This window comes from Sphingopyxis witflariensis (assembly GCF_002205635.1).
Taxonomy (GTDB): domain Bacteria; phylum Pseudomonadota; class Alphaproteobacteria; order Sphingomonadales; family Sphingomonadaceae; genus Sphingopyxis; species Sphingopyxis witflariensis.
Genome location: NZ_NISJ01000009.1, coordinates 89,341 through 113,575 on the forward strand (window position 1 = coordinate 89,341; position 24,235 = coordinate 113,575).

Annotated in this window: 36 protein-coding genes; 30 read left to right on the forward strand and 6 right to left on the reverse strand. The window is 62.0% G+C overall.

Annotation, left to right across the window (positions count from 1 at the left end; translation table 11 throughout):
* Positions 1-161 precede the first annotated feature (161 nt).
* Genes dapD through CDQ91_RS15510 form a run of 3 tightly spaced genes read right to left on the reverse strand, consistent with a single transcriptional unit; the run spans position 162 to position 2,234 of the window.
* The gene (dapD, locus tag CDQ91_RS15500) at positions 162-1,004 is read right to left on the reverse strand and encodes a 2,3,4,5-tetrahydropyridine-2,6-dicarboxylate N-succinyltransferase (protein ID WP_088473634.1); all 843 of its coding nucleotides are present in this window, start codon (positions 1,002-1,004) and stop codon (positions 162-164) included.
* On the reverse strand, positions 1,001-1,678 hold the full coding sequence (locus CDQ91_RS15505) for a pyrimidine 5'-nucleotidase (protein ID WP_088473726.1): 678 nt from the start codon (positions 1,676-1,678) through the stop codon (positions 1,001-1,003). Before CDQ91_RS15505 ends, dapD begins: the two co-directional genes overlap by 4 nt.
* 49 nt (positions 1,679-1,727) lie before the next feature.
* Positions 1,728-2,234 carry a DNA-deoxyinosine glycosylase gene (locus CDQ91_RS15510; RefSeq protein WP_088473635.1) on the reverse strand — a complete coding sequence of 169 codons (507 nt, stop codon included), beginning with the start codon at positions 2,232-2,234 and terminating at the stop codon, positions 1,728-1,730.
* 304 nt (positions 2,235-2,538) lie between these two features.
* Here CDQ91_RS15510 and rpsL point away from each other — a divergent pair, with 304 nt between their 5' ends.
* The 29 genes from rpsL (at position 2,539) to CDQ91_RS15655 (ending at position 20,130) form a co-directional block, all read left to right on the forward strand.
* Complete coding sequence (rpsL, locus tag CDQ91_RS15515; protein WP_037515637.1) at positions 2,539-2,910, forward strand: 30S ribosomal protein S12; 372 nt, start codon at positions 2,539-2,541, stop codon at positions 2,908-2,910.
* A 73-nt stretch (positions 2,911-2,983) separates the two neighbouring features.
* Positions 2,984-3,454, forward strand: coding sequence for a 30S ribosomal protein S7 (gene rpsG / locus CDQ91_RS15520; RefSeq protein ID WP_056341861.1), 471 nt, complete (start codon positions 2,984-2,986; stop codon positions 3,452-3,454).
* A 93-nt stretch (positions 3,455-3,547) separates the two neighbouring features.
* Positions 3,548-5,641: an elongation factor G gene (gene fusA / locus CDQ91_RS15525; RefSeq protein WP_088473636.1), complete on the forward strand. Its 2,094-nt coding sequence runs from the start codon at positions 3,548-3,550 to the stop codon at positions 5,639-5,641.
* Positions 5,642-5,758: 117 nt separating this feature from the next.
* Positions 5,759-6,949 (forward strand): elongation factor Tu, encoded by a 1,191-nt coding sequence (gene tuf, locus CDQ91_RS15530; RefSeq protein ID WP_088473637.1) that lies wholly within the window; start codon positions 5,759-5,761, stop codon positions 6,947-6,949.
* A 147-nt stretch (positions 6,950-7,096) separates the two neighbouring features.
* A complete protein-coding gene (gene rpsJ, locus CDQ91_RS15535; RefSeq protein ID WP_003042199.1) occupies positions 7,097-7,408 on the forward strand; it encodes a 30S ribosomal protein S10 in 312 nt (103 codons plus the stop codon).
* 302 nt (positions 7,409-7,710) lie between these two features.
* A complete protein-coding gene (rplC, locus tag CDQ91_RS15540) occupies positions 7,711-8,487 on the forward strand; it encodes a 50S ribosomal protein L3 (RefSeq protein ID WP_088473638.1) in 777 nt (258 codons plus the stop codon).
* Between the two features lie 2 nt (positions 8,488-8,489).
* Positions 8,490-9,116 (forward strand): 50S ribosomal protein L4, encoded by a 627-nt coding sequence (gene rplD / locus CDQ91_RS15545; RefSeq protein ID WP_088473639.1) that lies wholly within the window; start codon positions 8,490-8,492, stop codon positions 9,114-9,116.
* Positions 9,109-9,417 carry a 50S ribosomal protein L23 gene (locus CDQ91_RS15550; protein ID WP_088473640.1) on the forward strand — a complete coding sequence of 103 codons (309 nt, stop codon included), beginning with the start codon at positions 9,109-9,111 and terminating at the stop codon, positions 9,415-9,417. Before rplD ends, CDQ91_RS15550 begins: the two co-directional genes overlap by 8 nt.
* Before the next feature lie 21 nt (positions 9,418-9,438).
* Positions 9,439-10,290 (forward strand): 50S ribosomal protein L2, encoded by an 852-nt coding sequence (gene rplB, locus CDQ91_RS15555; protein ID WP_088473641.1) that lies wholly within the window; start codon positions 9,439-9,441, stop codon positions 10,288-10,290.
* A gap of 3 nt (positions 10,291-10,293) precedes the next feature.
* The gene (gene rpsS / locus CDQ91_RS15560) at positions 10,294-10,569 is read left to right on the forward strand and encodes a 30S ribosomal protein S19 (protein ID WP_088473642.1); all 276 of its coding nucleotides are present in this window, start codon (positions 10,294-10,296) and stop codon (positions 10,567-10,569) included.
* Positions 10,569-10,949: a 50S ribosomal protein L22 gene (gene rplV, locus CDQ91_RS15565; protein ID WP_056341841.1), complete on the forward strand. Its 381-nt coding sequence runs from the start codon at positions 10,569-10,571 to the stop codon at positions 10,947-10,949. The genes rpsS and rplV overlap by 1 nt, the downstream gene beginning before the upstream one ends.
* Before the next feature lies 1 nt (position 10,950).
* Entirely contained in the window at positions 10,951-11,658 is a 708-nt protein-coding gene (rpsC, locus tag CDQ91_RS15570) for a 30S ribosomal protein S3 (protein WP_088473643.1), read from the forward strand.
* Between the two features lie 11 nt (positions 11,659-11,669).
* Positions 11,670-12,101 (forward strand): 50S ribosomal protein L16, encoded by a 432-nt coding sequence (rplP, locus tag CDQ91_RS15575; protein ID WP_088473644.1) that lies wholly within the window; start codon positions 11,670-11,672, stop codon positions 12,099-12,101.
* Between the two features lie 5 nt (positions 12,102-12,106).
* A complete protein-coding gene (gene rpmC, locus CDQ91_RS15580; RefSeq protein ID WP_039578281.1) occupies positions 12,107-12,310 on the forward strand; it encodes a 50S ribosomal protein L29 in 204 nt (67 codons plus the stop codon).
* Positions 12,311-12,321: 11 nt separating this feature from the next.
* Positions 12,322-12,591 (forward strand): 30S ribosomal protein S17, encoded by a 270-nt coding sequence (gene rpsQ / locus CDQ91_RS15585; protein WP_088473645.1) that lies wholly within the window; start codon positions 12,322-12,324, stop codon positions 12,589-12,591.
* Between the two features lie 61 nt (positions 12,592-12,652).
* Positions 12,653-13,021, forward strand: coding sequence for a 50S ribosomal protein L14 (gene rplN / locus CDQ91_RS15590; protein ID WP_033074348.1), 369 nt, complete (start codon positions 12,653-12,655; stop codon positions 13,019-13,021).
* Positions 13,022-13,023: 2 nt separating this feature from the next.
* Positions 13,024-13,344, forward strand: a complete 321-nt coding sequence (gene rplX, locus CDQ91_RS15595) for a 50S ribosomal protein L24 (RefSeq protein ID WP_088473646.1) — start codon at positions 13,024-13,026, stop codon at positions 13,342-13,344.
* Positions 13,337-13,915 carry a 50S ribosomal protein L5 gene (rplE, locus tag CDQ91_RS15600; protein WP_088473647.1) on the forward strand — a complete coding sequence of 193 codons (579 nt, stop codon included), beginning with the start codon at positions 13,337-13,339 and terminating at the stop codon, positions 13,913-13,915. Before rplX ends, rplE begins: the two co-directional genes overlap by 8 nt.
* Before the next feature lie 50 nt (positions 13,916-13,965).
* Positions 13,966-14,271, forward strand: coding sequence for a 30S ribosomal protein S14 (gene rpsN / locus CDQ91_RS15605; protein ID WP_088473648.1), 306 nt, complete (start codon positions 13,966-13,968; stop codon positions 14,269-14,271).
* Positions 14,272-14,283: 12 nt separating this feature from the next.
* Positions 14,284-14,688, forward strand: a complete 405-nt coding sequence (rpsH, locus tag CDQ91_RS15610) for a 30S ribosomal protein S8 (RefSeq protein WP_054589697.1) — start codon at positions 14,284-14,286, stop codon at positions 14,686-14,688.
* Positions 14,688-15,221, forward strand: coding sequence for a 50S ribosomal protein L6 (gene rplF, locus CDQ91_RS15615; protein WP_088473649.1), 534 nt, complete (start codon positions 14,688-14,690; stop codon positions 15,219-15,221). The genes rpsH and rplF overlap by 1 nt, the downstream gene beginning before the upstream one ends.
* Positions 15,222-15,224: 3 nt before the next feature.
* Positions 15,225-15,578 (forward strand): 50S ribosomal protein L18, encoded by a 354-nt coding sequence (gene rplR, locus CDQ91_RS15620; RefSeq protein WP_088473650.1) that lies wholly within the window; start codon positions 15,225-15,227, stop codon positions 15,576-15,578.
* 2 nt (positions 15,579-15,580) lie between these two features.
* Positions 15,581-16,288, forward strand: a complete 708-nt coding sequence (rpsE, locus tag CDQ91_RS15625; RefSeq protein ID WP_088473651.1) for a 30S ribosomal protein S5 — start codon at positions 15,581-15,583, stop codon at positions 16,286-16,288.
* Between the two features lie 4 nt (positions 16,289-16,292).
* Positions 16,293-16,478 carry a 50S ribosomal protein L30 gene (rpmD, locus tag CDQ91_RS15630; protein WP_088473652.1) on the forward strand — a complete coding sequence of 62 codons (186 nt, stop codon included), beginning with the start codon at positions 16,293-16,295 and terminating at the stop codon, positions 16,476-16,478.
* A 7-nt stretch (positions 16,479-16,485) separates the two neighbouring features.
* Positions 16,486-16,692, forward strand: a complete 207-nt coding sequence (locus CDQ91_RS15635) for a DUF1737 domain-containing protein (protein WP_088473653.1) — start codon at positions 16,486-16,488, stop codon at positions 16,690-16,692.
* Between the two features lie 51 nt (positions 16,693-16,743).
* Positions 16,744-17,274, forward strand: a complete 531-nt coding sequence (rplO, locus tag CDQ91_RS15640) for a 50S ribosomal protein L15 (protein WP_088473654.1) — start codon at positions 16,744-16,746, stop codon at positions 17,272-17,274.
* A 140-nt stretch (positions 17,275-17,414) separates the two neighbouring features.
* Positions 17,415-18,788: a preprotein translocase subunit SecY gene (secY, locus tag CDQ91_RS15645; protein ID WP_088473655.1), complete on the forward strand. Its 1,374-nt coding sequence runs from the start codon at positions 17,415-17,417 to the stop codon at positions 18,786-18,788.
* A 45-nt stretch (positions 18,789-18,833) separates the two neighbouring features.
* On the forward strand, positions 18,834-19,499 hold the full coding sequence (locus CDQ91_RS15650) for an adenylate kinase (protein ID WP_174688514.1): 666 nt from the start codon (positions 18,834-18,836) through the stop codon (positions 19,497-19,499).
* A 46-nt stretch (positions 19,500-19,545) separates the two neighbouring features.
* The gene (locus CDQ91_RS15655) at positions 19,546-20,130 is read left to right on the forward strand and encodes an SRPBCC family protein (RefSeq protein WP_088473656.1); all 585 of its coding nucleotides are present in this window, start codon (positions 19,546-19,548) and stop codon (positions 20,128-20,130) included.
* 10 nt (positions 20,131-20,140) lie between these two features.
* On the opposite strand, the gene CDQ91_RS15660 is transcribed toward CDQ91_RS15655, so the two are convergent.
* Together CDQ91_RS15660 and CDQ91_RS15665 are read right to left on the reverse strand one after the other, a co-directional pair.
* The gene (locus tag CDQ91_RS15660) at positions 20,141-20,674 is read right to left on the reverse strand and encodes a YceD family protein (RefSeq protein WP_088473657.1); all 534 of its coding nucleotides are present in this window, start codon (positions 20,672-20,674) and stop codon (positions 20,141-20,143) included.
* Complete coding sequence (locus CDQ91_RS15665) at positions 20,671-21,201, reverse strand: ubiquinol-cytochrome C chaperone family protein (RefSeq protein WP_088473658.1); 531 nt, start codon at positions 21,199-21,201, stop codon at positions 20,671-20,673. Before CDQ91_RS15665 ends, CDQ91_RS15660 begins: the two co-directional genes overlap by 4 nt.
* A gap of 170 nt (positions 21,202-21,371) precedes the next feature.
* Here CDQ91_RS15665 and CDQ91_RS15670 point away from each other — a divergent pair, with 170 nt between their 5' ends.
* Positions 21,372-21,854, forward strand: a complete 483-nt coding sequence (locus CDQ91_RS15670) for an outer membrane protein assembly factor BamE (RefSeq protein WP_088473659.1) — start codon at positions 21,372-21,374, stop codon at positions 21,852-21,854.
* 87 nt (positions 21,855-21,941) lie between these two features.
* Here the strand turns inward: CDQ91_RS15670 and CDQ91_RS15675 are convergent, their stop codons facing one another.
* Positions 21,942-24,206, reverse strand: a complete 2,265-nt coding sequence (locus tag CDQ91_RS15675; protein WP_088473660.1) for an NADP-dependent malic enzyme — start codon at positions 24,204-24,206, stop codon at positions 21,942-21,944.
* Positions 24,207-24,235 lie beyond the last annotated feature (29 nt).

The window sequence follows — 24,235 nt, forward strand, 5'->3', positions numbered from 1 at the left end:
AGACTCCCCCGTCCGGCCACCTCCCCGTGGCCGGTTCATGCGGATAGTTCGCAATCATCACTCTGGGTCATATTGTCTACCAACACCCGGCAGCCCTCGACGAGCGTCGAGGGAGAGGTCAATGGCGAGAAGGAAGCAACGCCCCCGCGACGGGAAAGGTCTTAGTCGCGCAGCAACTCATTGATCCCGGTCTTCGCACGGGTCTTGGCATCGACGCGTTTGACGATCACCGCGCAGTAGAGCGACGGGCCCGGGCTGCCATCGGGCAGCGGCTTGCCGGGCAGTGCGCCGGGGACGACGACCGAATAAGCGGGGACTTCGCCGATGAAGATCTCACCTGTGGCGCGGTCGATGATCTTGGTCGATGCACCGAGGTAAACCCCCATTGACAGCACCGCGCCCTCCCGCACGATCACGCCTTCGGCCACTTCGGCGCGGGCGCCGATGAAGGCGCCGTCCTCGATGATCACAGGGCCGGCCTGCAACGGTTCGAGCACGCCGCCAATTCCGGCGCCGCCCGACAGATGGACATTGGCACCGATCTGCGCGCAACTGCCGACGGTGGCCCAGGCATCGACCATCGACCCTTCACCGACATAGGCGCCGATGTTGACGAAGCTGGGCATCAGCACCGCGCCCTTGCTGATATGCGCGCCGTGACGGACGATCGATCCGGGAACCGCGCGGAAGCCCGCGTCGCGAAAGCGATTTGCGTCCCAGCCGGTGAATTTCGACGGCACCTTGTCCCACCAATGCGATCCACCGGGACCGCTTTCGATCATCTCCATGTCGTTGAGGCGGAAAGACAGCAGCACGGCCTTTTTCAGCCACTGGTTGACCTGCCACGTACCACCGGCGTCACGCTCGGCGACGCGGAAGCTGCCGTCGTCGAGTCCGGCAAGCGCGGTCTGCACGGCTTCGCGTACCGGACCCTGTGTGGTCAGGCCCAGCGTGTCGCGTGCGTCCCAGGCGGCCTCGATCGTCGATTGCAGGTCGGTGGTCATAAAATCCCCAATGGTTGCGGTAATGTATCCAGCCAGTCCGATATGTCGTTCACATGGAAATCGACATGGTCCGGCAGGTGGTCGCGATGGCCGCTTTCGCTGCCATTGTCCAGCCAGACGGTGGTCATTCCCAGCGCTTTTGCCGGGGTCAGGTTGCGTGCCATATCCTCTACAAACAGGCTTTTCGCCGGATCGACATTCTGGTGCACGACCATCGCCGCATAGGCGGCCGGGTCGGGCTTGGGCGTGTAACGCGTCGCGCGAATGTCGCAGATGCCTTCGAACAGGTCGGCTATCCCGCGCGCCGCCAGCACCCGCGCCGAATAATCGGCATCGGCGTTGGTAAAGATCAGCCGCCGTCCGGGCAGGCGTTCCAGCCCCGCGCGCAGCCGCATGTCGGGGACCAGCCGGTCCATCGCGACATCATGGACGTCGACCAGAAAGGTTTCGGGATCGACGCCGTGATGGCGCATCAACCCCGCCATGGTCGTGCCATGGTCGTGGAAATATTGCTTCTGAACCCGCCGTGCTTCTATCGCGTCGCAACCCAGCAGGCGCATGATGAACCCGCCCATACGCTCGTCGATCAGGTCGAACATCCGCGCCGACGGCGGATAGAGCGTATTGTCGAGATCGAAGATCCAGCAATCGATATGGTCGAGCGACGGGGGCATGATGAGGCGGCGCATAAAGCCTGTGGGGCGTGGCGGCAAGGCGCGCGGGTCAGTCGGTTCCGTCGAGGGCCACGCGCAGCGCACGCCATCGCGTCAGCTTCGCGTCGAACCCGATCGTATGCGCCGCGCTGCTCGACGGCAGATCGACGACCGCGATGCCGTTCAGCGGCGGCAGTTGGCGGCGTCCGATCGCTGCCGCCTTGCCGCCGTTGAAAGCAATCATCCGAAGGTCGGGCAGCGTCGCTACCAACGCGCCCAAATCATGCGCTTCGGCCTCGCGGATATCGCCGTCGCTGCTCGTTCGCCGTTCGGCGGTGCGGATGACATCCCACAGGCCGACACGCGCGTTGCGTAGCGCGGCCAGCCGGTCGGCGTAATCGAGGCTCGCCAGCGGCCGGTCCACCACCGCCCCCACCAGCCGCCAGAACTGGTTCGTCGGGTGCGCATAATATTGCCGGTCGGCGAGTGAGCGCGCGCCGGGCAGGCTGCCCAGAATCAGCAGCCGTGTGTCGGGGGTGACATGCGGGGCAAAGCTGGCGTGGCGGATGGCGGACATAGGGGACCGATAGCGGGGCCCGAACGGCGCAACAATCTTGCTTCCTACTTGACCGGCGGAGGAATCACCGCTAGGGGCGCGCACGGTCGAAAGCGGCGGTTTGCTGCCGCATTCGGTTACAACAGCGCTGAACATTGCTGGCGCGGATGGAGCCTCCGGACGATCAACTTCGATCTGCCGGGGTCTTTTGCTGTTACAAGGTCGCCCGTTTTCCGCCAATTTTTGGGGGACCGATCGATGCTTCATCCACCGCGGTACAGTAACCGTTCGCTCCAATGGGCGGACATTTTAAGGTGAAGCATTCATGCCCACGATCAACCAGCTGGTCCGCAAGGGTCGGACTCCTCAGAAGGTGAAGTCCAAGGTCCCGGCGATGGACGCAAACCCGCAAAAGCGCGGCGTTTGCACCCGTGTCTATACGACGACCCCGAAAAAGCCGAACTCGGCGCTCCGTAAGGTTGCGAAGGTCCGCCTGACCAACCAGCGCGAAGTCATCACCTACATCCCCGGCGAAGGCCACAACCTCCAGGAACATAGCGTTGTGCTGATCCGCGGCGGTCGTGTCCGCGATCTTCCCGGTGTGCGTTACCACGTCCTGCGCGGCGTGCTCGATACGCAGGGTGTGAAGGACCGCAAGCAGAGCCGTTCGAAATACGGTGCGAAGCGTCCGAAGTAAGGACCGCTTTTTCGGCTATTTGATCATCCCAGGCTGCCTTGGCGCCGGGGTGCTGTTGTAAAAGGAATTACCTATGGCTCGTCGTCGTCGTCCAGAACGCCGCGAAATCCTGCCCGATCCCCGTTTCGGTGATGTTGTGCTGTCGAAATTCATGAACAGCGTCATGCTGGACGGTAAAAAGTCGACCGCCGAAGGCATCGTCTATGGCGCGCTCGAATCGGTCGAAGCCCGTGCGAAGAAGGAACCCATTGGCGTGTTCCACGAAGCGCTGGCGAACATCCGCCCGAACATTGAAGTGCGCAGCCGCCGCGTCGGTGGTGCGACCTATCAGGTTCCGGTCGAAGTCCGTCCGGACCGTGCTCAGGCCCTCGCGATTCGTTGGCTGATCACCGCTGCGCGCAACCGCAGCGAAACGACGATGGCCGCGCGCCTGTCGGGTGAGCTTCTCGACGCCTCGAACAACCGCGGCAACGCGGTGAAGAAGCGCGAAGACACGCACCGTATGGCCGAAGCCAACCGCGCTTTCAGCCACTACCGCTGGTAATTGCGCGGACGCCCCGGCGTCTCGCAATCGCAACAAATCTTCCTATATCGGGGGTGGTCAAGCTGACCGCCCCCCAAGTCCAAGGAAAAGACCATGGCACGCAGCCATCCGCTCGAACGCTATCGCAATTTCGGTATCATGGCGCACATCGACGCCGGCAAGACCACCACGACCGAGCGTATCCTTTACTACACCGGCAAGTCCTACAAGATCGGCGAAGTCCATGACGGCGCCGCGACGATGGACTGGATGGAGCAGGAACAGGAACGCGGCATCACGATCACGTCGGCGGCCACCACCTGCTTGTGGAAGGCCGACGAAGGTCAGGGTCCCGAGCATCGCCTGAACATCATCGACACCCCCGGACACGTCGACTTCACCATTGAAGTCGAACGCTCGCTTCGCGTCCTCGACGGCGCGATCACCGCGTTCGACGGCGTTGCCGGCGTTGAGCCGCAGTCGGAAACCGTGTGGCGCCAGGCGGACAAGTATAAAGTTCCGCGCATGTGCTACATCAACAAGCTCGATCGCACCGGCGCTAACTTCTACTATTGCGTCCAGACGATCATCGATCGCCTCGGTGCGGTCCCGGCGGTGCTGTATCTGCCCATCGGTGCGGAAGGCGACTTTGTCGGTCTCGTCGATCTCGTCAACGAACGTGCGATCATCTGGAAGGATGAGAGCCTGGGCGCCGAATTCTCTTATGAAGAGATTCCGGCTGACCTCGTCGACAAGGCTGCCGACTATCGCGAAAAGCTGGTCGAACTTGCTGTCGAGCAGGATGATGCCGCAATGGAAGCCTATCTCGAAGGCACGTTGCCTGCCGTTCCCGAACTGAAGGCGCTGATCCGCAAGGGTACGCTGGCACAGGCATTCGTGCCCGTGCTGTGCGGCTCGTCGTTCAAGAACAAGGGCGTGCAGACGCTGCTCGACGCGGTTGTCGACTATCTGCCCTCGCCGCTCGACATCGAGGACGTCCAGGGGCTCAAGCTCGATGGCGTGACTCCCGATTCGCGTCCTGCGGCCGATGACGCGCCGCTGTCGCTGCTCGCGTTCAAGATCATGAACGATCCGTTCGTCGGTTCGCTCACCTTCGCCCGCATCTATTCGGGTACCCTGAATAAGGGCACGTACCTGAACTCGGTAAAGGACAAGAAGGAAAAGGTCGGCCGTATGCTGCTCATGCATGCGAACAGCCGTGAAGACATCGACGAAGCCTATGCAGGCGACATCGTTGCCCTCGCCGGCCTCAAGGAAACCACGACCGGGGATACGCTCTGCGCAACGGGCGCGCCGATCATCCTCGAGCGGATGGAATTCCCCGAACCGGTCATCGAGCTGTCGGTGGAACCGAAGACCAAGGCCGACCAGGAACGTATGGGCATCGCGCTCAACCGTCTGGCTGCCGAGGATCCCTCGTTCCGCGTGTCGACCGACCATGAATCGGGTCAGACGATCATCAAGGGTATGGGCGAGCTTCACCTCGACATTCTCGTTGATCGCATGAAGCGCGAATTCAAGGTCGAAGCCAATGTCGGCGCGCCGCAGGTGGCGTACCGCGAATCGCTCGCGAAGCCGGTTGACGTCGATTACACCCACAAGAAGCAGTCGGGTGGCTCGGGCCAGTTCGGCCGCGTCAAGGTCAGCGTCGCCCCCGGCGAACGCGGTTCGGGCATCACCTTCATCGACGAGATCAAGGGCGGCAACATTCCGCGCGAATATATCCCGTCGGTCGAAAAGGGCATGCGCGAATCGGCTGAAAACGGTCACATGATCGGGTTCCCGATCATCGACTTCGAAATCAAGCTCACGGACGGCGCGTATCACGACGTCGACTCGTCGGCGCTGGCATTCGAAATCGCGGGCCGTGCAGCGATGCGCGAAGTCGCGGCAAAGGCAGGCATCAAGCTGCTCGAGCCGGTGATGAAGGTCGAAGTCGTTACCCCGGAAGAATTCATGGGTGACGTGATCGGCGATCTGAACAGCCGCCGTGGCCAGATCCAGGGCACCGACAGCCGGGGCATTGCCCAGGTCGTCGAGGCGATTGTTCCGCTCGCGAACATGTTCGGCTACGTCAATCAGCTGCGCAGCTTCAGCCAGGGACGTGCCAGCTACTCGATGCAATTCTCGCATTATGAAGAAGTGCCGAGCAGCGTCGCCGAAGAAGTTAAGGCCAAGATGGCCTGATGGTCAAAACCGCGCGGGCTTGCACCGCGCGGCAAGACCCTCTAAGGGCGGCGCCTGATTCAGCAGGCGCGTCCAGGACTGATCAACGCAAACATTGAACAAGAAGGTTATACCATCATGGCCAAGGCTAAATTTGAGCGGACGAAGCCGCACTGCAACATCGGTACCATCGGTCACGTCGACCATGGCAAGACCTCGCTGACCGCAGCGATCACCAAGGTTCTCGCCGAAACGACCGGCGGCACCGCCGTCGACTTCGCGAACATCGATAAGGCTCCCGAAGAGCGCGAACGCGGCATCACCATTTCGACCGCGCACGTCGAATATGAAACCGCTGGCCGCCACTATGCGCACGTCGATTGCCCGGGCCACGCCGACTATGTGAAGAACATGATCACCGGTGCTGCCCAGATGGACGGCGCGATCCTCGTTGTGTCGGCCGCTGACGGCCCGATGCCGCAGACCAAGGAGCACATCCTGCTCGCGAAGCAGGTTGGCGTTCCCACCATGGTCGTCTTCCTCAACAAGGTTGACCAGCTGGACGATCCCGAGCTGCTCGAACTCGTCGAGATGGAAATTCGCGAAGAACTTTCGAAGCGTGGCTTCGACGGCGACAATATTCCGATCGTCGCTGGTTCGGCGCTTGCTGCTCTTGAAAGCCGCGACGACAACATCGGCAAGGAAGCCATCCTCAAGCTGATGCAGGCCGTCGATGACTGGATCCCGCAGCCCGACCGTCCGCTCGACAAGCCCTTCCTGATGCCGATCGAAGACGTGTTCTCGATCTCGGGTCGCGGTACCGTTGTGACCGGCCGTATCGAAACCGGCATCGTCAAGGTTGGTGAAGAAGTCGAAATCGTCGGCATCAAGGACACCAAGAAGACCGTCGTGACCGGCGTCGAAATGTTCCGCAAGCTGCTCGACCAGGGCCAGGCTGGCGATAACGTCGGCGCGCTGATCCGCGGCGTTGCACGTGAAGACGTGGAACGCGGCCAGGTTCTCTGCAAGCCCGGCTCGATCAAGCCGCACACCGAGTTCACCTCGGAAGTGTACGTCCTGTCGAAGGATGAAGGCGGCCGTCACACGCCGTTCTTCGCCAACTATCGTCCGCAGTTCTACTTCCGCACCACGGACGTCACCGGCGAGGTCATCCTCCCCGAGGGCACCGAGATGGTTATGCCGGGCGACAACGTCCAGCTGGCAGTGAAGCTGATCGCTCCGATCGCCATGGACCCGGGTCTGCGCTTCGCGATTCGCGAAGGTGGCCGCACCGTTGGTGCAGGGGTTGTGGCGACGGTCACAAAGTAATATAGGGCCTCGAGCCGCCCGATTCGGACTGATTCGGGCGGCTCGTAGCTTAAAGAATTTTGATGGCCGATTCGGTCTCCATGCGGGGATCGGAGCAGGCCATTTCGGCTCTTTCGCATCGCTAGACGGGATTCGACTGGAATAGTCATGGAAACGCAGAATATTCGCATTCGCCTCAAGGCCTTTGATCACCGCGTGCTCGATCAGGCCACCACCGACATCGCCGATACGGCACGTCGTACGGGGGCACTCATTCGCGGCCCTATCCCGCTGCCGACGCGCATAGAAAAATTCACCGTGAACCGCGGTCCGCATGTCGACAAAAAGTCGCGCGAGCAGTTCGAGGTACGTACCCACAAGCGGCTGCTCGACATCGTTCAGCCCACCCCGCAGACCGTCGATGCGCTGATGAAGCTCGACCTTGCTGCTGGCGTGAACGTCGAAATCAAGTTGGCCTAAGCCAACGCAACCCCGGATCTGATCCGGGGTCTCTATCGGCAGGACACTTCGGTGACTGCATTGTTCGGCGCGATCCGGACCGACGATAGGGTGGATACCGCCGGACCTCTTCTTCGGAAGAAATATGGTTCGGGCTGCGTCCCCCGTCTCGCCGCTTCTCCTTCGGGAAGGTGGCACCTCAGCCCGGACGGGGCGAAGCATCGAAATTATGGGCTGGGACGGGTTTCCATCGAGATTTGCCTTGATGGGGGCCCACACGCCGTGCGGAATGGTCCGCCCGGCCTCTGTTGAGGAGTTAGATCATGCGGACTGGCGTGATCGCGAAGAAAATGGGGATGACCCGCCTGTTTCAGGACGACGGCCGCCACGTGCCCGTCACTGTCCTGAGCCTCGAAGGCTGTCAGGTTATCTCTGTGCGCGAACAAGAACGTGACGGCTATGTGGCCGTTCAGCTCGGTGCAGGTTCGGCGAAGGCGAAGAATGTCGCCAAGCCGCAGCGCGGCGCTTTCGGCAAGGCCGAAGTGGAGCCCAAGGCGAAGATCGTCGAATTCCGCGTCGCTGACGACGCGACGCTCGACGTCGGCGCCGAACTGTCGGCTGACCATTTCGTCGCCGGCCAGATCGTCGACATCCAGGGCGTGACCCAGGGCAAGGGCTTTGCCGGCGCTATGAAGCGTTGGGGTTTCGGCGGCATGCGCGCCAGCCACGGCGTCTCGATCAGCCACCGTGCACACGGTTCGACCGGTAACCGTCAGGATCCGGGCCGCGTCTTCAAGAACAAGAAGATGGCCGGCCACATGGGCGCCCGCAATCGCACCCAGCAGAATCTCGAAGTCGTTCGCACGGACGTCGAGCGCGGCCTCATCTTCGTCAAGGGCTCGGTCCCTGGCTCGAAGGGTGGCTGGCTGATGGTCCGCGACGCGGTCAAGCTGCCGCGTCACCCCGAGGCCCCCTATCCGGCGGGCGTCAAGATCGCGGCGAATGCCAATCAAGAAGTCCCGGCGGATGCACCGGTAGAGACCCCGACGGAAACCGTCGTCGTCGATACCGCGACCACCGACGGCGCACAGGAGTCCTGATCATGAAGGTCAAGGTTCACACCATCGACGGCAAGGCCGGCGCAGACATCGATCTCAATGACGACGTGTTCGGCGTCGACGCGCGTGCCGACATCCTCCATCGTGTCGTCAGCTGGCAGCTCGAAAAGCGCCGTGGTCCGGCTCGCGCCGCCCGCGAACGCAGCGACGTGTCGCGCACCGGCAAGAAGTTCGGCAATCAGAAGGGCGGCGGTACCGCTCGTCACGGCGATCGCGCAGCTCCGATCTTCATCGGCGGCGGCAAGGCACACGGCCCGCGGGCCCGCACCTTCGGCCACTCGCTGAACAAGAAGATCCGCACGCTTGGCCTGAAAATGGCACTGAGCGACAAGGCAAAGGGCGGCAAGATCCTCGTTCTCGACACGCTCGAGCTCAAGGATGCCAAGACCAAGGCACTCGCCGGCCAGCTCGGCAAGCTCGAACTCGGCAATCGCGCATTGTTCATCGACGGTGATGCAGTGCACGAAAGCTTCGCCATGGCGTCGGCCAACCTCATCGGTATCGATTCGATGCCGGCGATGGGTGCCAACGTTTATGACATTTTGCGCGCCGATACGCTGGTCCTGACCCGCGCCGGCCTCGAAAAGCTGGAGGCACGCTTCAATGGCTAAGGCAAAAACAGTCGACGCGCGTCACTATGACGTGATCCTCGCTCCGGTGATCACCGAAAAGTCGACGATGCTCAGCGAAAACAACGCAGTGGTGTTCAAGGTCGCAAATGATGCGACCAAGCCCGCCATCAAGGCAGCCGTAGAGGCGCTGTTCGATGTCAAGGTGATCGGCGTGAACACGCTCATCACCAAGGGCAAGACCAAGCGCTGGAAGGGCAAGCCCTACACCCGCAGCGACGTGAAGAAGGCGGTTGTTCGTCTGGCCGAAGGCCAGTCGATCGACGTCACGACCGGCGTCTGATTGTAGGAAGAGGCAGAGAAAATGGCACTTAAATCCTATAATCCGACGAGCCCCGGCCAGCGCGGCCTGATCCTCATCGATCGGTCCTCGCTTTGGAAGGGCAAGCCCGTCAAGGGGCTGACCGAAGGCAAGAGCAAGACCGGCGGCCGCAACAACAAGGGTCATGTGACCTCGCGTGGCATCGGCGGCGGTCACAAGCAGCGTTATCGCATCGTCGATTTCAAGCGCCGCCTGTGGGACGTCGAAGGCACGGTTGAGCGTCTGGAATATGACCCCAACCGCACCGCCTTCATCGCGCTGATCAACTATGGCAAAGACGAAGCCGGCAAGGACCGCGTCGCTTACATCCTGGCGCCGCAGCGTCTGGCCGTTGGCGACAAGATCATCGCGGGCAAGAAGACCGACGTGAAGCCGGGCAATGCGATGGAATTGTCGCAGATGCCGGTCGGCACGATCGTCCACAACATCGAGATGAAGCCGGGCAAGGGTGGCCAGATTGCCCGTTCGGCTGGCACTTATGCACAGGTCGTCGGTCGTGACCGCGGTCTCGTCATCGTGCGACTCGGTTCGGGCGAGCAGCGTTATATTCGCGGCGATTGCATGGGTACGGTGGGCGCGGTTTCGAACCCCGACAACACCAACCAGACGCTCGCAAAGGCTGGCCGTCGTCGTTGGATGGGCGTTCGCCCGCTGACCCGCGGTGTTGCGAAGAACCCGGTCGATCACCCGCACGGCGGCGGCGAAGGCCGTACCTCGGGCGGCCGTCACCCGGTTACCCCATGGGGCAAGCCGACGAAGGGTGCGCGTACGCGCCATAACAAGTCGACCGACAAGATGATTATCCGGTCGCGTCACGCGAAGAAGAAGAGGTAAGCCATGGCTCGCTCGGTCTGGAAGGGTCCGTTCGTGGACCTCCATCTGCTCAAGAAAGCCGAAACGGCACAGGACGGCAGCAGCAATGCTCCGATCAAAACCTGGTCGCGTCGGTCCACCATCCTGCCGCAGTTCGTGGGGCTGACCTTCAACGTCTACAACGGCCGCAAGTTCGTGCCGGTGTCGGTCAACGAAGATATGGTCGGCATGAAGCTGGGTGAATTTGCGCCGACGCGCTTCTTCCCCGGTCACGCTGCCGACAAGAAGGGCAAACGCTAATGGGTAAGGCAAAATCCCCCCGCCGCGTTGCGGATAATGAGGCGCTTTCGGTCGGCACGCAGATTCGCGGTTCGGCTCAGAAGCTGAACCTCGTTGCCGCACTGATCCGCGGCCGCAAGGTCGAAGACGCGATGAACGTCCTCGCTTTCTCGAAGAAGGCGATGGCGGTTGACGTGCGCAAGGTTCTCGCCAGCGCTGTCGCCAACGCGGAAAACAACCACAACCTTGATGTTGATGCTCTGGTCATCCAGGAAGCCAGCGTCGGCAAGTCGATCTCGATGAAGCGCTGGCACGCTCGTGGCCGCGGCAAGTCGACCCGGATCGTCAAGCCGTTCAGCCGCATTCGCATCGTCGTCCGCGAACAGGAAGAAGAGGCGTAAGATGGGCCAGAAGAGCAATCCGATCGGCCTGCGCCTGCAGGTCAACCGCACCTGGGACAGCCGCTGGTTCGCCGAAGGTCAGGATTATGGCCGCATGCTGGTTGAGGATCTGAAGATCCGTCAGTATGTGTTCAAGAACCTGCCGCAGGCAGCGATCTCGAAGGTCGTGATCGAGCGTCCCGCCAAGCTTTGCCGCGTGTCGATCTATGCCGCCCGTCCGGGTGTCATCATCGGCAAGAAGGGCGCGGACATCGAAAAGCTGCGCAAGAAGCTGGGCGAATTGACGGGCAGCGACGTGTCGCTGAACATCGTCGAAATCCGCAAGCCCGAAGTCGACGCCAAGCTCGTCGGTCAGGGTATTGCTGACCAGCTCGAACGCCGCGTCGCATTCCGTCGTGCCATGAAGCGTGCCGTTCAGTCGGCGATGCGTCTGGGCGCCGAAGGCATCCGCATCAACTGCGCTGGCCGTCTCGGCGGCGCGGAAATCGCACGTACCGAATGGTATCGCGAAGGCCGGGTGCCGCTTCACACGCTGCGCGCCAATGTCGACTATGCCGAATCGACCGCCCACACCGCCTATGGCGTCTGCGGGATCAAGGTTTGGATCTTCAAGGGCGAAATCCTGGGTCATGACCCGATGGCGACCGACCGGTTGATGCTCGACGCGCAAACGTCGGGCGTGCGCCCGGCGCGCGATGATCGCCGCTAAGGACTGCTGACATGCTGCAACCGAAAAAAACCAAGTTCCGAAAGGCCTTCAAAGGCCGCATCCATGGCAATGCCAAGGGTGGGACCAGCCTCAATTTCGGCTCTTACGGGCTGAAGGCGATGGAACCCGAGCGGATTACCGCGCGCCAGATCGAAGCGGCGCGTCGTGCAATCAGCCGTGCGATCAAGCGTCAGGGCCGTTTGTGGATCCGCATCTTCCCCGACCTTCCCGTGTCGTCGAAGCCTGCCGAAGTCCGCATGGGTAAGGGCAAGGGTTCGCCGGAATTCTGGGCCGCTCGCGTGAAGCCGGGTCGCATCCTGTTCGAACTCGACGGCGTTCCCGGTCCCGTGGCCGCGCTGGCATTCGAACGCGCGGCGATGAAGCTGCCGATCAAGACGAAGGTGATTGCCCGTCTCGGCGACACCTCGCATCTGGAGGGTTAAGGGCCATGTCCAAGACCGAAGATTTCAAGGCCAAGACCGACGACCAGCTCGCGGAACAGCTTGGCGAACTGAAGCGCGAGGCGTTCAACCTCCGCTTCCAGGCGGCCACCGGCCAGCTTGAAAAGGCCTCGCGCGTCAAGGAAGTGCGGCGTTCGATCGCTCGCATCAAGACGCAGCAGACCGAGCGTACCCGCTCGGCTGCGAAGTAAGGAGACTATCGATGCCGAAGCGCATATTGACCGGTACGGTGGTGTCCGACAAGGGCGACAAGACCGTCGTGGTGAAAGTCGAGCGGAAGGTTAAGCACCCTCTGTACGGCAAGATCATCCGCCGTTCGAAAAAATACCACGCCCATGATGAGGACAACAGCATCAAGGCTGGCGAAACCGTCCGCATCGAAGAGACGCGTCCGATTTCGAAGCTGAAGACGTGGAAAGTGCTCGACAAGGTCGACACCCACAGCAAGCCCAAAACGGCTGCTGACGCCTGAAGCTAGGTTTCACGGAACCGCCGGGGTGCCCCGGTAGGCCCAAACAGAAGGAAATGCATCGATGATTCAGATGCAGTCACAATTGGAAGTCGCTGACAACAGCGGTGCAAAGCGCGTCCAGTGCATCAAGGTGCTCGGCGGGTCGAAGCGTCGCGTTGCCGGCGTCGGCGACGTGATCGTCGTGTCGATCAAGGAAGCACAGCCGCGTGGCAAGGTGAAGAAGGGTGACGTGCATCGCGCCGTTATCGTTCGCACTGCCAAGGACGTGCGCCGCGCCGACGGCTCGGTGATCCGCTTCGACAGCAATGCCGCCGTGCTCGTCAACAAGAATGAAGAGCCGATCGGTACCCGTATCTTCGGCCCCGTGGTCCGCGAACTGCGCGGCAAGGGCTATATGAAGATCATCAGCCTGGCGCCGGAGGTACTCTGACCATGGGTATGGCGAAGATCAAAAAGGGCGACACGGTTGTCATCCTGTCCGGCAAGGACAAGGGCAAGACCGGCGAAGTGACGCAGAGCCTGCCGAAAGACGGCAAGGTTGTGGTCGCGGGCGTCAACATCATCACGCGGCACCGCAAGCCGACCCAGACCAACCCGCAGGGTGGCCTGGAGCGCAAGGAAGCGCCGATGCACGCGAGCAAGGTCGCGGTTGCCGATCCCAAGAGCGGCAAGCCGACGCGCGTGCGCTTTGAAACCAAGGACGGCAAGAAGGTGCGTGTCGCCGTGAAGTCCGGGGAGACGATCAGTGGCTGATAATTACACCCCGCGCATGCGGACCCGCTATGACGAGATCATCGTCAAGGCGATGACCGAGAAATTCGGTTACAAAAATGCGATGGAAGTGCCGAAGATCGAAAAGATCGTGCTCAACATGGGCGTCGGCGAAGCAACGCAGGACAAGAAGAAGGTCGAATCGGCAGCTGCAGAAATGGAGCTGATCGCTGGCCAGAAGCCTGTCGTAACGAAGGCAAAGAAGTCGATCGCCCAGTTCAAGCTGCGCGAAGGCATGCCGATCGGTTGCAAGGTGACCCTGCGTCGCGAGCGGATGTATGAATTCCTCGACCGCCTGATCACCATCGCAATGCCGCGCATCCGCGATTTCCGCGGCGTGTCGGCGACGAGCTTCGACGGTCGTGGCAATTATGCCATGGGCCTGAAAGAGCAGATCATCTTCCCCGAGATCAACTATGACCGCATCGACCAGGTGCGTGGCATGGACGTGATCGTCACCACCACCGCCCGTACGGACGATGAAGCCCGCGAACTGCTCAAGCTGTTCGGCTTCCCCTTCCCGATCGAAGCGCAGGAAAAGGAAGCCGCCTGATCCCTTTGGGACCAGGCTGGCTCTTTCAAGAAGGAAAGAGAACTTAAGTCATGGCGAAACTGAGTTCGATGAACAAGAACGAGCGTCGCAAGCAGCTGGTGAAGAAATACGCCGGCCGTTATGCGAAGCTGAAGGCGATTGCGGCAGACACGTCGCTCGACGAAGGCGAGCGTCTGATCGCGCGCCTCAAGATGGCGGAAATCCCGCGCAATGGTAACCCGACCCGCATCCGTAACCGGTGCGAGCTGACGGGCCGCCCGCGCGCTTATTATCGCAAATTCCGGCTTTGCCGTATCCAGCTCCGCGATCTGGCCAACAAAGGCCTGATCCCCGGTGTTGTGAAGTCGAGCTGGTAAGGGACTGACAAGATGGCAATGACCGATCCTTTGGGTGATATGCTCACCCGCATCCGCAACGGCCAGCAGGCGAAGAAGGACAGCGTCCTGACGCCGGCTTCCACCTTGCGCGTCCGCGTTCTCGATGTTCTCCAGCGCGAAGGCTATATCCGCGGCTACAGCGAAGAAGCGCTGGGTGCCAAGGGCCAGCACAAGGGCATCCGCATCGAGCTGAAATATTTCGAAGGGCAGCCGGCGATCCGCCATGTGGCGCGCGTTTCGAAGCCGGGCCGCCGCGTCTATTCGGGTTCGAAAGAACTGCCGATCGTACGCAACGGCTTGGGTATCACCATCGTGTCGACCCCGCGCGGCGTCCTGTCGGACGCCGAAGCACGCGAACATAATGTCGGCGGCGAAGTGCTGGCGGAGGTGTTCTGATGTCACGCATTGGTAAGAAATTCGTGGAAGTCCCGGGTGGCGTCACTGCTGCAATCGATGGCGGTCAGCTGTCGGTCAAGGGTCCGAAGGGCACGCTCGCGATGCCGCTCAGCGACCTCATCAACTATGAGGTCGCCGAGGGTTCGATTTCGGTGCGCCCGGCCAACGACAGCCGCGAAGCACGCGCGTTTTGGGGCATGCAGCGGACGCTGGTGCAGAATCTGATCACGGGTGTGACCGAGGGCTTTACCAAGGTTCTTGAAATCACCGGTGTCGGCTATCGTGCCAACGCGCAGGGCAAGAATCTGAAGCTGCAGCTTGGCTATAGCCATGATGTCGATTTTGCGGTGCCCGAGGGTATCGAGATCAAGACGCCGGACAATACGACGATCGAGATCAGCGGCATCAACAAGCAGCAGGTCGGTCAGGTCGCGGCAGAAATCCGTCGCTGGCGTAAGCCGGAGCCCTATAAGGGCAAGGGCATCAAATATCGCGGCGAGTACATCTTCCGCAAAGAAGGCAAGAAGAAGTAAGCCATGGCACATCTTACCCAATTCGAAAAACGCCGTCAGCGCGTTCGTACTGCCCTCCGCAAGCGGGCCGGTGGGCGCGCGCGCCTCTCGGTGCACCGTTCGGGCCGTCACATCTATGCGCAGCTCATCGATGACGCAGCCGGCCAGACGCTGGCCGCAGCCTCGACGCTCGACAAGGATGTCCGCGGCACGACCGGCGCAACGACGGCTGCTGCCGCCGAAGTCGGCAAGCGCCTCGCCGCTGCCGCCAAGAAGGCGGGCGTGACGCAGGTCGTGTTCGACCGCGGCGGTTTCCTGTTCCACGGGCGCATCAAAGCGCTGGCCGACGCGGCACGCGAAGGCGGATTGGAGTTCTAATCATGGCAGACGAAGTACAGAACGTCGAAGGCGCTCCCGAAGCTGCCCCCACCGAAACCGCAGCTCCGCGCCGCGGCCGTGGCGGCGGTGCCGGCGGACGCGATGGCGGCCGTGGCGGACGTGACGGTGGCCGTGGGCGCCGCGACGATCGTCGTCCGCGCGACGATGATGGTGGCGAAGAGCTGATCGAAAAGCTGGTTCACATCAACCGCGTTTCGAAGACGGTGAAGGGCGGCAAGCGCTTTGGTTTCGCCGCACTTGTCGTCGTTGGCGACGGCAAGGGTCGCGCCGGTTTCGGCCATGGCAAGGCACGCGAAGTGCCGGAAGCCATTTCGAAGGCAACCGCTGCAGCGAAGAAGGCGATGATTCGCGTTCCGCTGCGCGATGGCCGCACGCTGCACCATGATGGCCTCGGCCATTTCGGCGCCGGCAAGGTGACGGTTCGTTCGGCTCCCGCCGGTACGGGCATCATCGCCGGTGGCCCGATGCGCGCCGTGTTCGAAAGCCTTGGCGTTGCCGACGTGGTGACCAAGTCGAACGGCACGTCGAACCCCTACAACATGATCCGTGCGACCTTCGAGGCGCTTGGTGAACAGACGAGCCCGAAGTCGGTGGCACAGCGTCGCGGCAAGAAGGTTTCGGACCTGATCAAGCGTGGCGGTGCATCCGATCGCGCTGCCGAGGCCGAAGCCGCGGCGGTGACGGAGTAAGACAATGGCTGACAAGAAAATCAAGATCCGCCAGATCGGTTCGCCGATCCGTCGTCCCAAGAGCCAGCGTGCAATCCTGACCGGCCTCGGCCTGGGCAAGATGCATCGCGAGGTCGAACTGATCGACACTCCCGAAGTGCGTGGCATGATTCGCAAGCTGCCGCACATGGTGCAAGTGATCGAAGGCTAAGGCGTCAGTGAAGCTCTATCGCCTGTTGACCGGCCCCGACGACAGCGCTTTTTGCGCGCGCGTCGAAGGTTTGCTCAACAGGGGGTGGCAGCTTCACGGCAGCCCGGCTATGAGCCACGTCGATGGCCGCGCCCAAGTGGCGCAGGCCATAGTGATGGAGAAGGCCGGGGACTATCCCGGCTTTCAGCCGTCTAGTGAAATCGAACCGGACTGAATCCGCAAACGGCGGCCAGTCCAGAGCGCGACAAAAGCGAAAGCGAGTGCAATGACTATCAAGCTTAACGAACTTCGTGACAATAATGGCGCCCGCAAGGGCCGCATGCGCGTCGGACGCGGCATCGGTTCGGGCAAGGGCAAGACCGCCGGCCGTGGCCAGAAAGGCCAAAAGGCACGCAGCGGCGTCGCGATCAACGGCTTTGAAGGCGGCCAGATGCCGCTTCACATGCGTATCCCGAAGCGCGGCTTCAACAATATCTTCGGCAAGGATTTCGCGATCGTCAATCTGGGCATGATCCAGAAGCTGGTCGACGCGAAGAAGCTCGACGCGAAGACTGTGATCGACCACGCCGCGCTGAAAGCGGCTGGCCTTGCCCGCGGCGGCAAGGACGGCGTCCGCCTCCTCGCCAAGGGTGAACTGACCGCAAAGCTGAATTTCGCCGTTGCCGGTGCGTCGAAGGGCGCAATCGAAGCGGTCGAAAAGGCCGGCGGCAAGGTGGAGCTTCCCGAACCCAAGGTCGTAGCGACCGACGGCAAGAAATCCCTGCGCAAGGCTGCTGCAGCCGCCAAGAGGGTTTGATGCACCTGGGGCGGGTCGGCGATGCGCCGATCCGCCCCCACGCATTCTATTAGGGCCTTTCCCCTTGCGCATCGCGCCGAGCGAACGCACATAGGCGCCGGGTCGCGGGGGGCGCGGTCCGCCACTGAGGAAAGATCACCATGGCCTCTCGCGCCGACCAGCTTGCATCCAATCTGAATTTCTCGAAGTTCGGCAAGGCGACCGAGCTCAAGAACCGCATCTGGTTCACGATCGGTGCGCTGATCGTCTTCCGCTTCCTGTCCTTTGTGCCGCTGCCGGGCGTCGATCCGGTCGCGCTGTCGCAACTTTACAGTCAGGCGGCTTCGGGTGGCGTCCTCGACATTTTCAACACTTTCTCGGGCGGCAGTCTGGAGCGGATGAGCATCATCGCGCTCGGCGTCATGCCCTATATTACGGCTTCGATCGTCGTGCAGCTGGCAACCGCGCTGTCGCCCAGCCTCGCCTCACTCAAGAAAGAGGGCGAAAGCGGGCGCAAGAAAATCAATCAGTATACGCGCTACGGTACGGTCGCGTTGACCGCGATTCAGGGCTATTTCATTGCGGTCGGGCTCGAGTCACTTGGCGCGACCAATGGCATTGCTGCGGTCGTCGATCCGGGCATGTTGTTCCGCATCGGTGCGGTGATCAGCATCGTCGGCGGTACCTTGTTCCTGATGTGGCTGGGCGAACAGATCACCAGTCGCGGTATCGGTAACGGCGTCTCGCTGATCATCATGGCGGGCATATTGGCGCAGTTGCCGCGCAGCTTCTCGCAGATGTTCACGCAGGTCCGCGAAGGATCGATGGGCGGCGGTACGGTGTTCGCTGTCATCGGCGGCGCAATTCTCGTGATCGCCTTTATCAGCTTCATGGAGCGCGCACAGCGCCGCGTGCTCGTCCAATATCCCAAGCGCGCGACCCAGCGCGGGGTGATGCAGGCCGATCGCAGCCATCTGCCGCTGAAGGTCAATACCGCGGGCGTCATTCCGCCGATCTTTGCGTCGTCGCTGCTGCTGATGCCGCTGACGATTACCCAGATGATGGGGCAGAATGTTCAGGGCGATACCGCGACCGGCGATTTCCTGATCACGCTCAACCAATATCTCGCGCATGGCCAGCCGCTCTATATGGCGCTCTATGCTGCGGGGATCATCTTCTTCTGCTTCTTCTACGTTGCGGTCGTCTTCAATCCTGAAGAAACTGCCGAGAATCTCAAGAAGCAGAACGGTTTCATCCCCGGCATTCGTCCGGGCAAGAACACCGCCGCCTATCTCGATTTCGTGTTGACGCGGATCACGGTGCTCGGTGCGGCCTATTTGGCGGCCATTTGTTTGGTGCCCGAATATTTCATCGCGCAGTCGGGTCTGCCTTTCCAGCTCGGCGGCACTAGCCTCTTGATTATTGTCAATGTCACCATCGACACGATCAGCCAGATTCAAAGCCACATGCTCGCGCATCAATATGGCGATTTGATCAAGAAGGCCAAATTGAAGGGCGGCGTTGCGCGGCGCTGAAGCGCCCGCTACGGACGACGCGCAGGGCAGGATACAGGGGCTTCCATGACGCTGAATATCATTTTGCTGGGTCCGCCGGGGGCGGGCAAGGGAACGCAGGCGGTGCGTCTGGAAGACGAGCATGGCATGGTCCAGCTGTCCACCGGCGACATGCTCCGCGCCGCGGTCAAGGCTGGGACGCCGATCGGTCTTCAGGCAAAAGCCGTGATGGACGCGGGCGAGCTGGTTTCGGACGCGATTGTCTCCGGCCTGATCGGTGAACGGCTCGACGAACTGGGTTCGGACGTTTCGGTGATTTTCGACGGCTACCCGCGGACTGCGGCGCAGGCCGACTCGCTGGACGAAATTCTGAGCGCGCGCGGTCGCAAGCTCGACCATGTGATCGAGCTGCAGGTTGAAGAAGACGCGCTGGTCGATCGCATCACCGGACGCTTCTCCTGCGCGAAATGCGGCGCCGGCTATCACGACCGTTACAAGCTGCCCAAGGTGGATAATGTTTGCGACGTTTGCGGCAGCGACGAATTCAAACGCCGTCCTGACGATAATGAGGAAACCGTGCGCACGCGCATGGCCGAATATCGCGCCAAGACCGCGCCGATCCTGCCGATCTATGAAGCGCGCGGCATTGTCGCCCATGTCGACGGCATGGCACCGATCGATCAGGTCAACGAGGCGATCGAGGCGATCCTGGCCACCGCCACGGCGAGCTAGTCACTCTCCCCGACGCGGCCTATATTGGGGGCAAAGGGGAGTGGCTATGGATAACAGAATATATGCCGCAGCTGCTGCGTTGACCGGCGCAGCGGTGTCGGCAACGCCCGCCGCGGCGAAGGTCATCGACCAGAGCGAGATCGGCTTCACCGTTGCGCACACCGCGCAGGTCGCCGCGCCCCCCGCCGATGTGTGGAAGATGCTCCGCAGCCCCGACAAATGGTGGTCGAAAGAGCATAGCTGGTCGGGCAACGCCGCAAATTTCTGGCTCGATTCGCCGGCGGGCGGCTGCTTCTGCGAAAAACTCCCCGACAGCGGGAATGGGCAGGGCAGCGTTCAGCACGCCCGCATCCTCTTTGCCCAGCCGAACCAGCTGCTGCGCCTGTCGGGCGCCTTCGGGCCGCTTCAGGGCGAGGCGCTGACGGGGACGCTGAGTATTCAGATCAAGGAAACGCCGACGGGCTCCCGGATCCGTTTCGACTATGTTGTCGGCGGCTATATGCGTTTGAAGGTCAGCGAAATTGCGCCTGTGGTCGATGGCGTGATGGGGGAGCAGCTTGCCGGGCTGGCCAAGGCGTTGGGCAGTGACGGCAATGTCGCTGTTGACCCGGCCAAGGAGAACGACCGCTAGGGAAGGGCGTTTAGGATGCTGGCTTGTCGCCGCGCAGCTTGGCCAGCGCGGCAAATGGGCCTGCGGCCTCCTCGCTCAACACGCCCTTTTCGGCGAGAATGCGTCCGGCATCGGGGTGGCGCGGAAACGGATCTAGCCCCAGCGACAATGTTTGCACCGCGGCTTCGCCCAGGTCAATTCGGTCACCGTCAAGCAGCATGGTTTCACAATCCTCGCTGCTGATTTCAATCTCTTCCATCTCGTCTGCGGGTGAATCAATATCGCGCAGAAAACGCAGGTCGAAGTTTTCCGCCAGTGCCGCGGGAACCGGCAGGTCGGTCGCGGCGCAGCGCTGGACGAGCTTAGCCCGCACTTTGCCTTTAGCGGCGATTCCACCGGCGATCGCGCGAACCTCGGCGGTCACGGAAAATTCGCTGAGCTCGATGAGATCCAGCCGTTCCGCAATCCGTGCGCGCGCTTGTGCATCGGCCTCCAGTGCGATTGGGCGACCGTGCGCGGCATCGCCGAGTGTCACGATATGCGAGAATTCATGCGCGCCGTTCATGTTGGTGGTCCGGGGAGGCGGTTGGTGGCGATCAGCGTTTCGACCGGCATGGCGGCGAGTGCGCTGCGCAGCTTGGCAACTTCGGCCATGACATGCGCGAGCCCGGATTCGGCGGGTGCTTTGCCGCGCCACAGGTTGCGAACCAGCGCGGCGCCAAGCTCGTCGGATCCGTCGGCTGCACGATAGACGCCCAGTCGGCCGCCGAGCGCACCGACCATCCGGCCGATCTGCTTGCCGACGACCATGTCGCCGAAGCCGATCTGGCGCATCTGGCCGTCCATGTCGTTGACGAACAATTCGGTGAGTTCGACCCCCGCCAACGTCTGCGCCGGATCTTCGTCGATCCGGTGCAGCACGAGCGCGAGGACAAGGCTGACCATATCGAAACGGCCATCAAGTGTGTCGGGAACGGTGCCTTCGACATACCAGTGCGGCGCGCGCGCGGCGGCGACCACTGCGTTCCACAAGGGGCGACGTGCCTCGCGCGGGTCGGATCCGGATTTGAAGAATTTGCGAAGTGAGAACATGCGGGCTGCTTAGGAGCATTCGCGCCGGCGGAAAAGGGGTACTGGTCAGCTTGTGGCAAGCTTTGCTGCGGCACAAGCGGCTTGTGCGCCCCCGGCGCTTGCGGTTAAGAGGCGCGAGAGCCAGCGCCGACCGCCGGGAGAAGCGGCGGACAGGCGCCATGGAGATAATTATGACGACTTCGATCCTTTCGCTTTCCGTCCCGCGTGCGCGCCTGGTCGCCCTCGGTCTAGTCGTCGCGCTGACCGTCGGTGGTTGTTCGCAGCTCAAGGGCCGGCAAGGCTATATCGTCGATCCGGTGCTGACTGATTCGGTCTCGGTCGGTGTCGACAACCGCGAATCAGTGGAAAAGACGCTCGGTCGCCCCACGTTCGTCGGCCAGTTCAGCAACAATGAATATTATTATGTGTCGCGCGAAACGCGTCAGTTGGCCTTTGCCAAGCCGCGCCCAATCTCGCAGCAGGTGCTGCGGGTGCGCTTCGATCCTGCCGGTAATGTCGTCGCGGTCGATCGCACAGGGATCGAGCTGGTCAGCAAGTTGAGCCCGTCGGGTGACAAGACTCCGACGCTCGGCCGCAACCGCAGCTTCTTTGAGGATATTTTCGGCAATATCGGTGCGGTCGGCGCGCCGGGGGCCGGCGCTCCTGGACAGTAGGGTCTCGCCCTCGTGACGGCGGGGTTTCTGGCGATATAAGGCAATATCAATCGGCGCCCCTGTCTTTGCAGGGGCGCCGATCTTGTTTTACTGCGCGATTCCGCCCGCTGCGAGAACCGCGAGGGTGACGAGATCGGACGCGGTCGATGCCATCGTCGCGACCTGCACCGGCTTTTCCATGCCAACCAGCATCGGGCCGATGACGGCGCCACCGCCCAGTTCGCGGAGCAGCTTGGCCGACAGATTGGCCGATTGCAGTCCCGGCATGACCAGCACATTGGCGGGCCCCGACAGGCGGCAGAAGGGATAGTTTTTCATCACCTTCGCGTTCAGCGCGACGTCTGGCGCCATTTCGCCTTCATATTCGAAGCCCGGCTGGCGCTGATCGAGGATAGCCACCGCCTCGCGGATATTGTCGAGCCACGACCCCGGCGGGTTGCCGAAGGTCGAATAGGACAGGAAAGCGACGCGTGGTTCATGCCCCATGCGACGCGCAACTTGCGCGGTGCGTTCGGCGATGTCGGCCAGCATTTCGGCCGACGGGCGTTCGTTGACGGTCGTGTCGGACATGAAGATGGTGTGATGCTGGTCGACCAGCACATGGATGCCGAACGGCGTCTTGCCCTCGGCATGGTCGATCACGCGGCGCACTTCGCGCATCGTCTGCGAATAGGTGCGTGTCGTGCCGGTGATCATCGCATCGCCAAGGCCGAGCTTGAGCAGCAGCGAACCAAAGATGTTGCGATCACGATTGACCATGCGTTCGATGTCGCGGCGCAGATATCCGCGACGCTGCAGCCGTTCATAGAGCATGTCGACCATCTGCGGCACATGCGGCGAATTGACGCTGTTGTGGACTTCAAAGCTCTCGGGATCGGCGACGCCCATGGCGCGGAGTTTGTCGTGCAGCCCTTCGCGCCCGACGAGTACCGGGATGCCATAGCCGCCGTCGCGGAACTGGATCGCCGCACGCAGCACGACTTCCTCTTCGCCCTCGGCAAAGACGACACGCTTGGGATTGGCGCGCGCCGCTTCATAGGCGAGCGTCAGCACTGAAGTCGTCGGGTTGAGGCGCGCGCGCAACTTCGTGCGATACGCATCCATATCGGCGATCGGAAACTGTGCGACGCCCGTGTCCATTGCCGCTTGGGCGACCGCCGCGGGGACGATTTCCATCAAACGCGGATCGAAGGGCGATGGAATAATATATTCGGGGCCGAAGCTGGAGGCGCGTCCCCCATAGGCCACGGCGACTTCCTCGGGCACCTGCTGGCGCGCGAGATCGGCGATTGCATAGGCCGCAGCGATCTTCATCTCTTCGTTGATCGCAGTCGCGCGTACGTCGAGCGCGCCGCGGAAGATGAATGGGAAGCACAGGACATTGTTGACCTGGTTCGGATAATCTGACCGGCCTGTGGCGATGATCGCGTCAGGCCGTGCTGCGCGCGCGTCGGGCGGCGAGATTTCGGGGTCGGGGTTCGCCATCGCGAAGATGATCGGCGCGGGCGCCATATCCTTGACCATCTCGGGCTTCAGCGCACCCGCGGCCGACAGGCCCAGAAACACGTCGGCGCCGACCAGCGCTTCGGTGAGGTCGCGCGTTTCGGTCGGCACCGCATGCGCCGATTTCCACTGGTCCATGCCTTCGGTGCGGCCCTGATAGATCACGCCCTTGCGGTCACACATGATGACATTTTCGTGGCGTACGCCCATCGCCTTGATCAGTGCGGTACACGCGATCGCCGCGGCGCCGGCGCCGTTGACCACGACCTTTACCGTCGCAAGATCGCGGCCCGTCAGGTGACAGGCGTTGATCAGCCCGGCCGCGGTGATGATCGCGGTGCCATGCTGGTCGTCGTGAAACACCGGGATGTTCATGCGTTCTTTCAGCGCCGCTTCGATGATGAAGCAGTTAGGCGCCGCGATATCTTCGAGGTTGATGCCGCCAAAGCTGGGCGCGAGCAGTTCGACCGCTTCGATGAAACGTTGGGGATCTTCGGTATCGACCTCAAGATCGATCGAATCGACGTCGGCGAAGCGCTTGAACAGCACCGCCTTGCCTTCCATCACCGGCTTCGATGCGAGCGCGCCGAGGTTGCCGAGGCCGAGGATTGCGGTGCCGTTGGAGATCACCGCGACCAGATTACCCTTGATCGTATAATCATAGGCCTTGGACGGATCCTCGGCGATCGCAAGCACCGGCACGGCGACGCCGGGCGAGTAAGCGAGGCTGAGGTCGCGCTGCGTCGCCATCGGTTTCGACGCGACGATCTCGATTTTTCCGGGGCGGCCATATTCGTGGTAGAGTAGCGCCTCGCGGTCCGAGAATTGCACTTTGCTACCACTGTCCATTTTTCAATCCCCTAAAAGTCACAGGATGT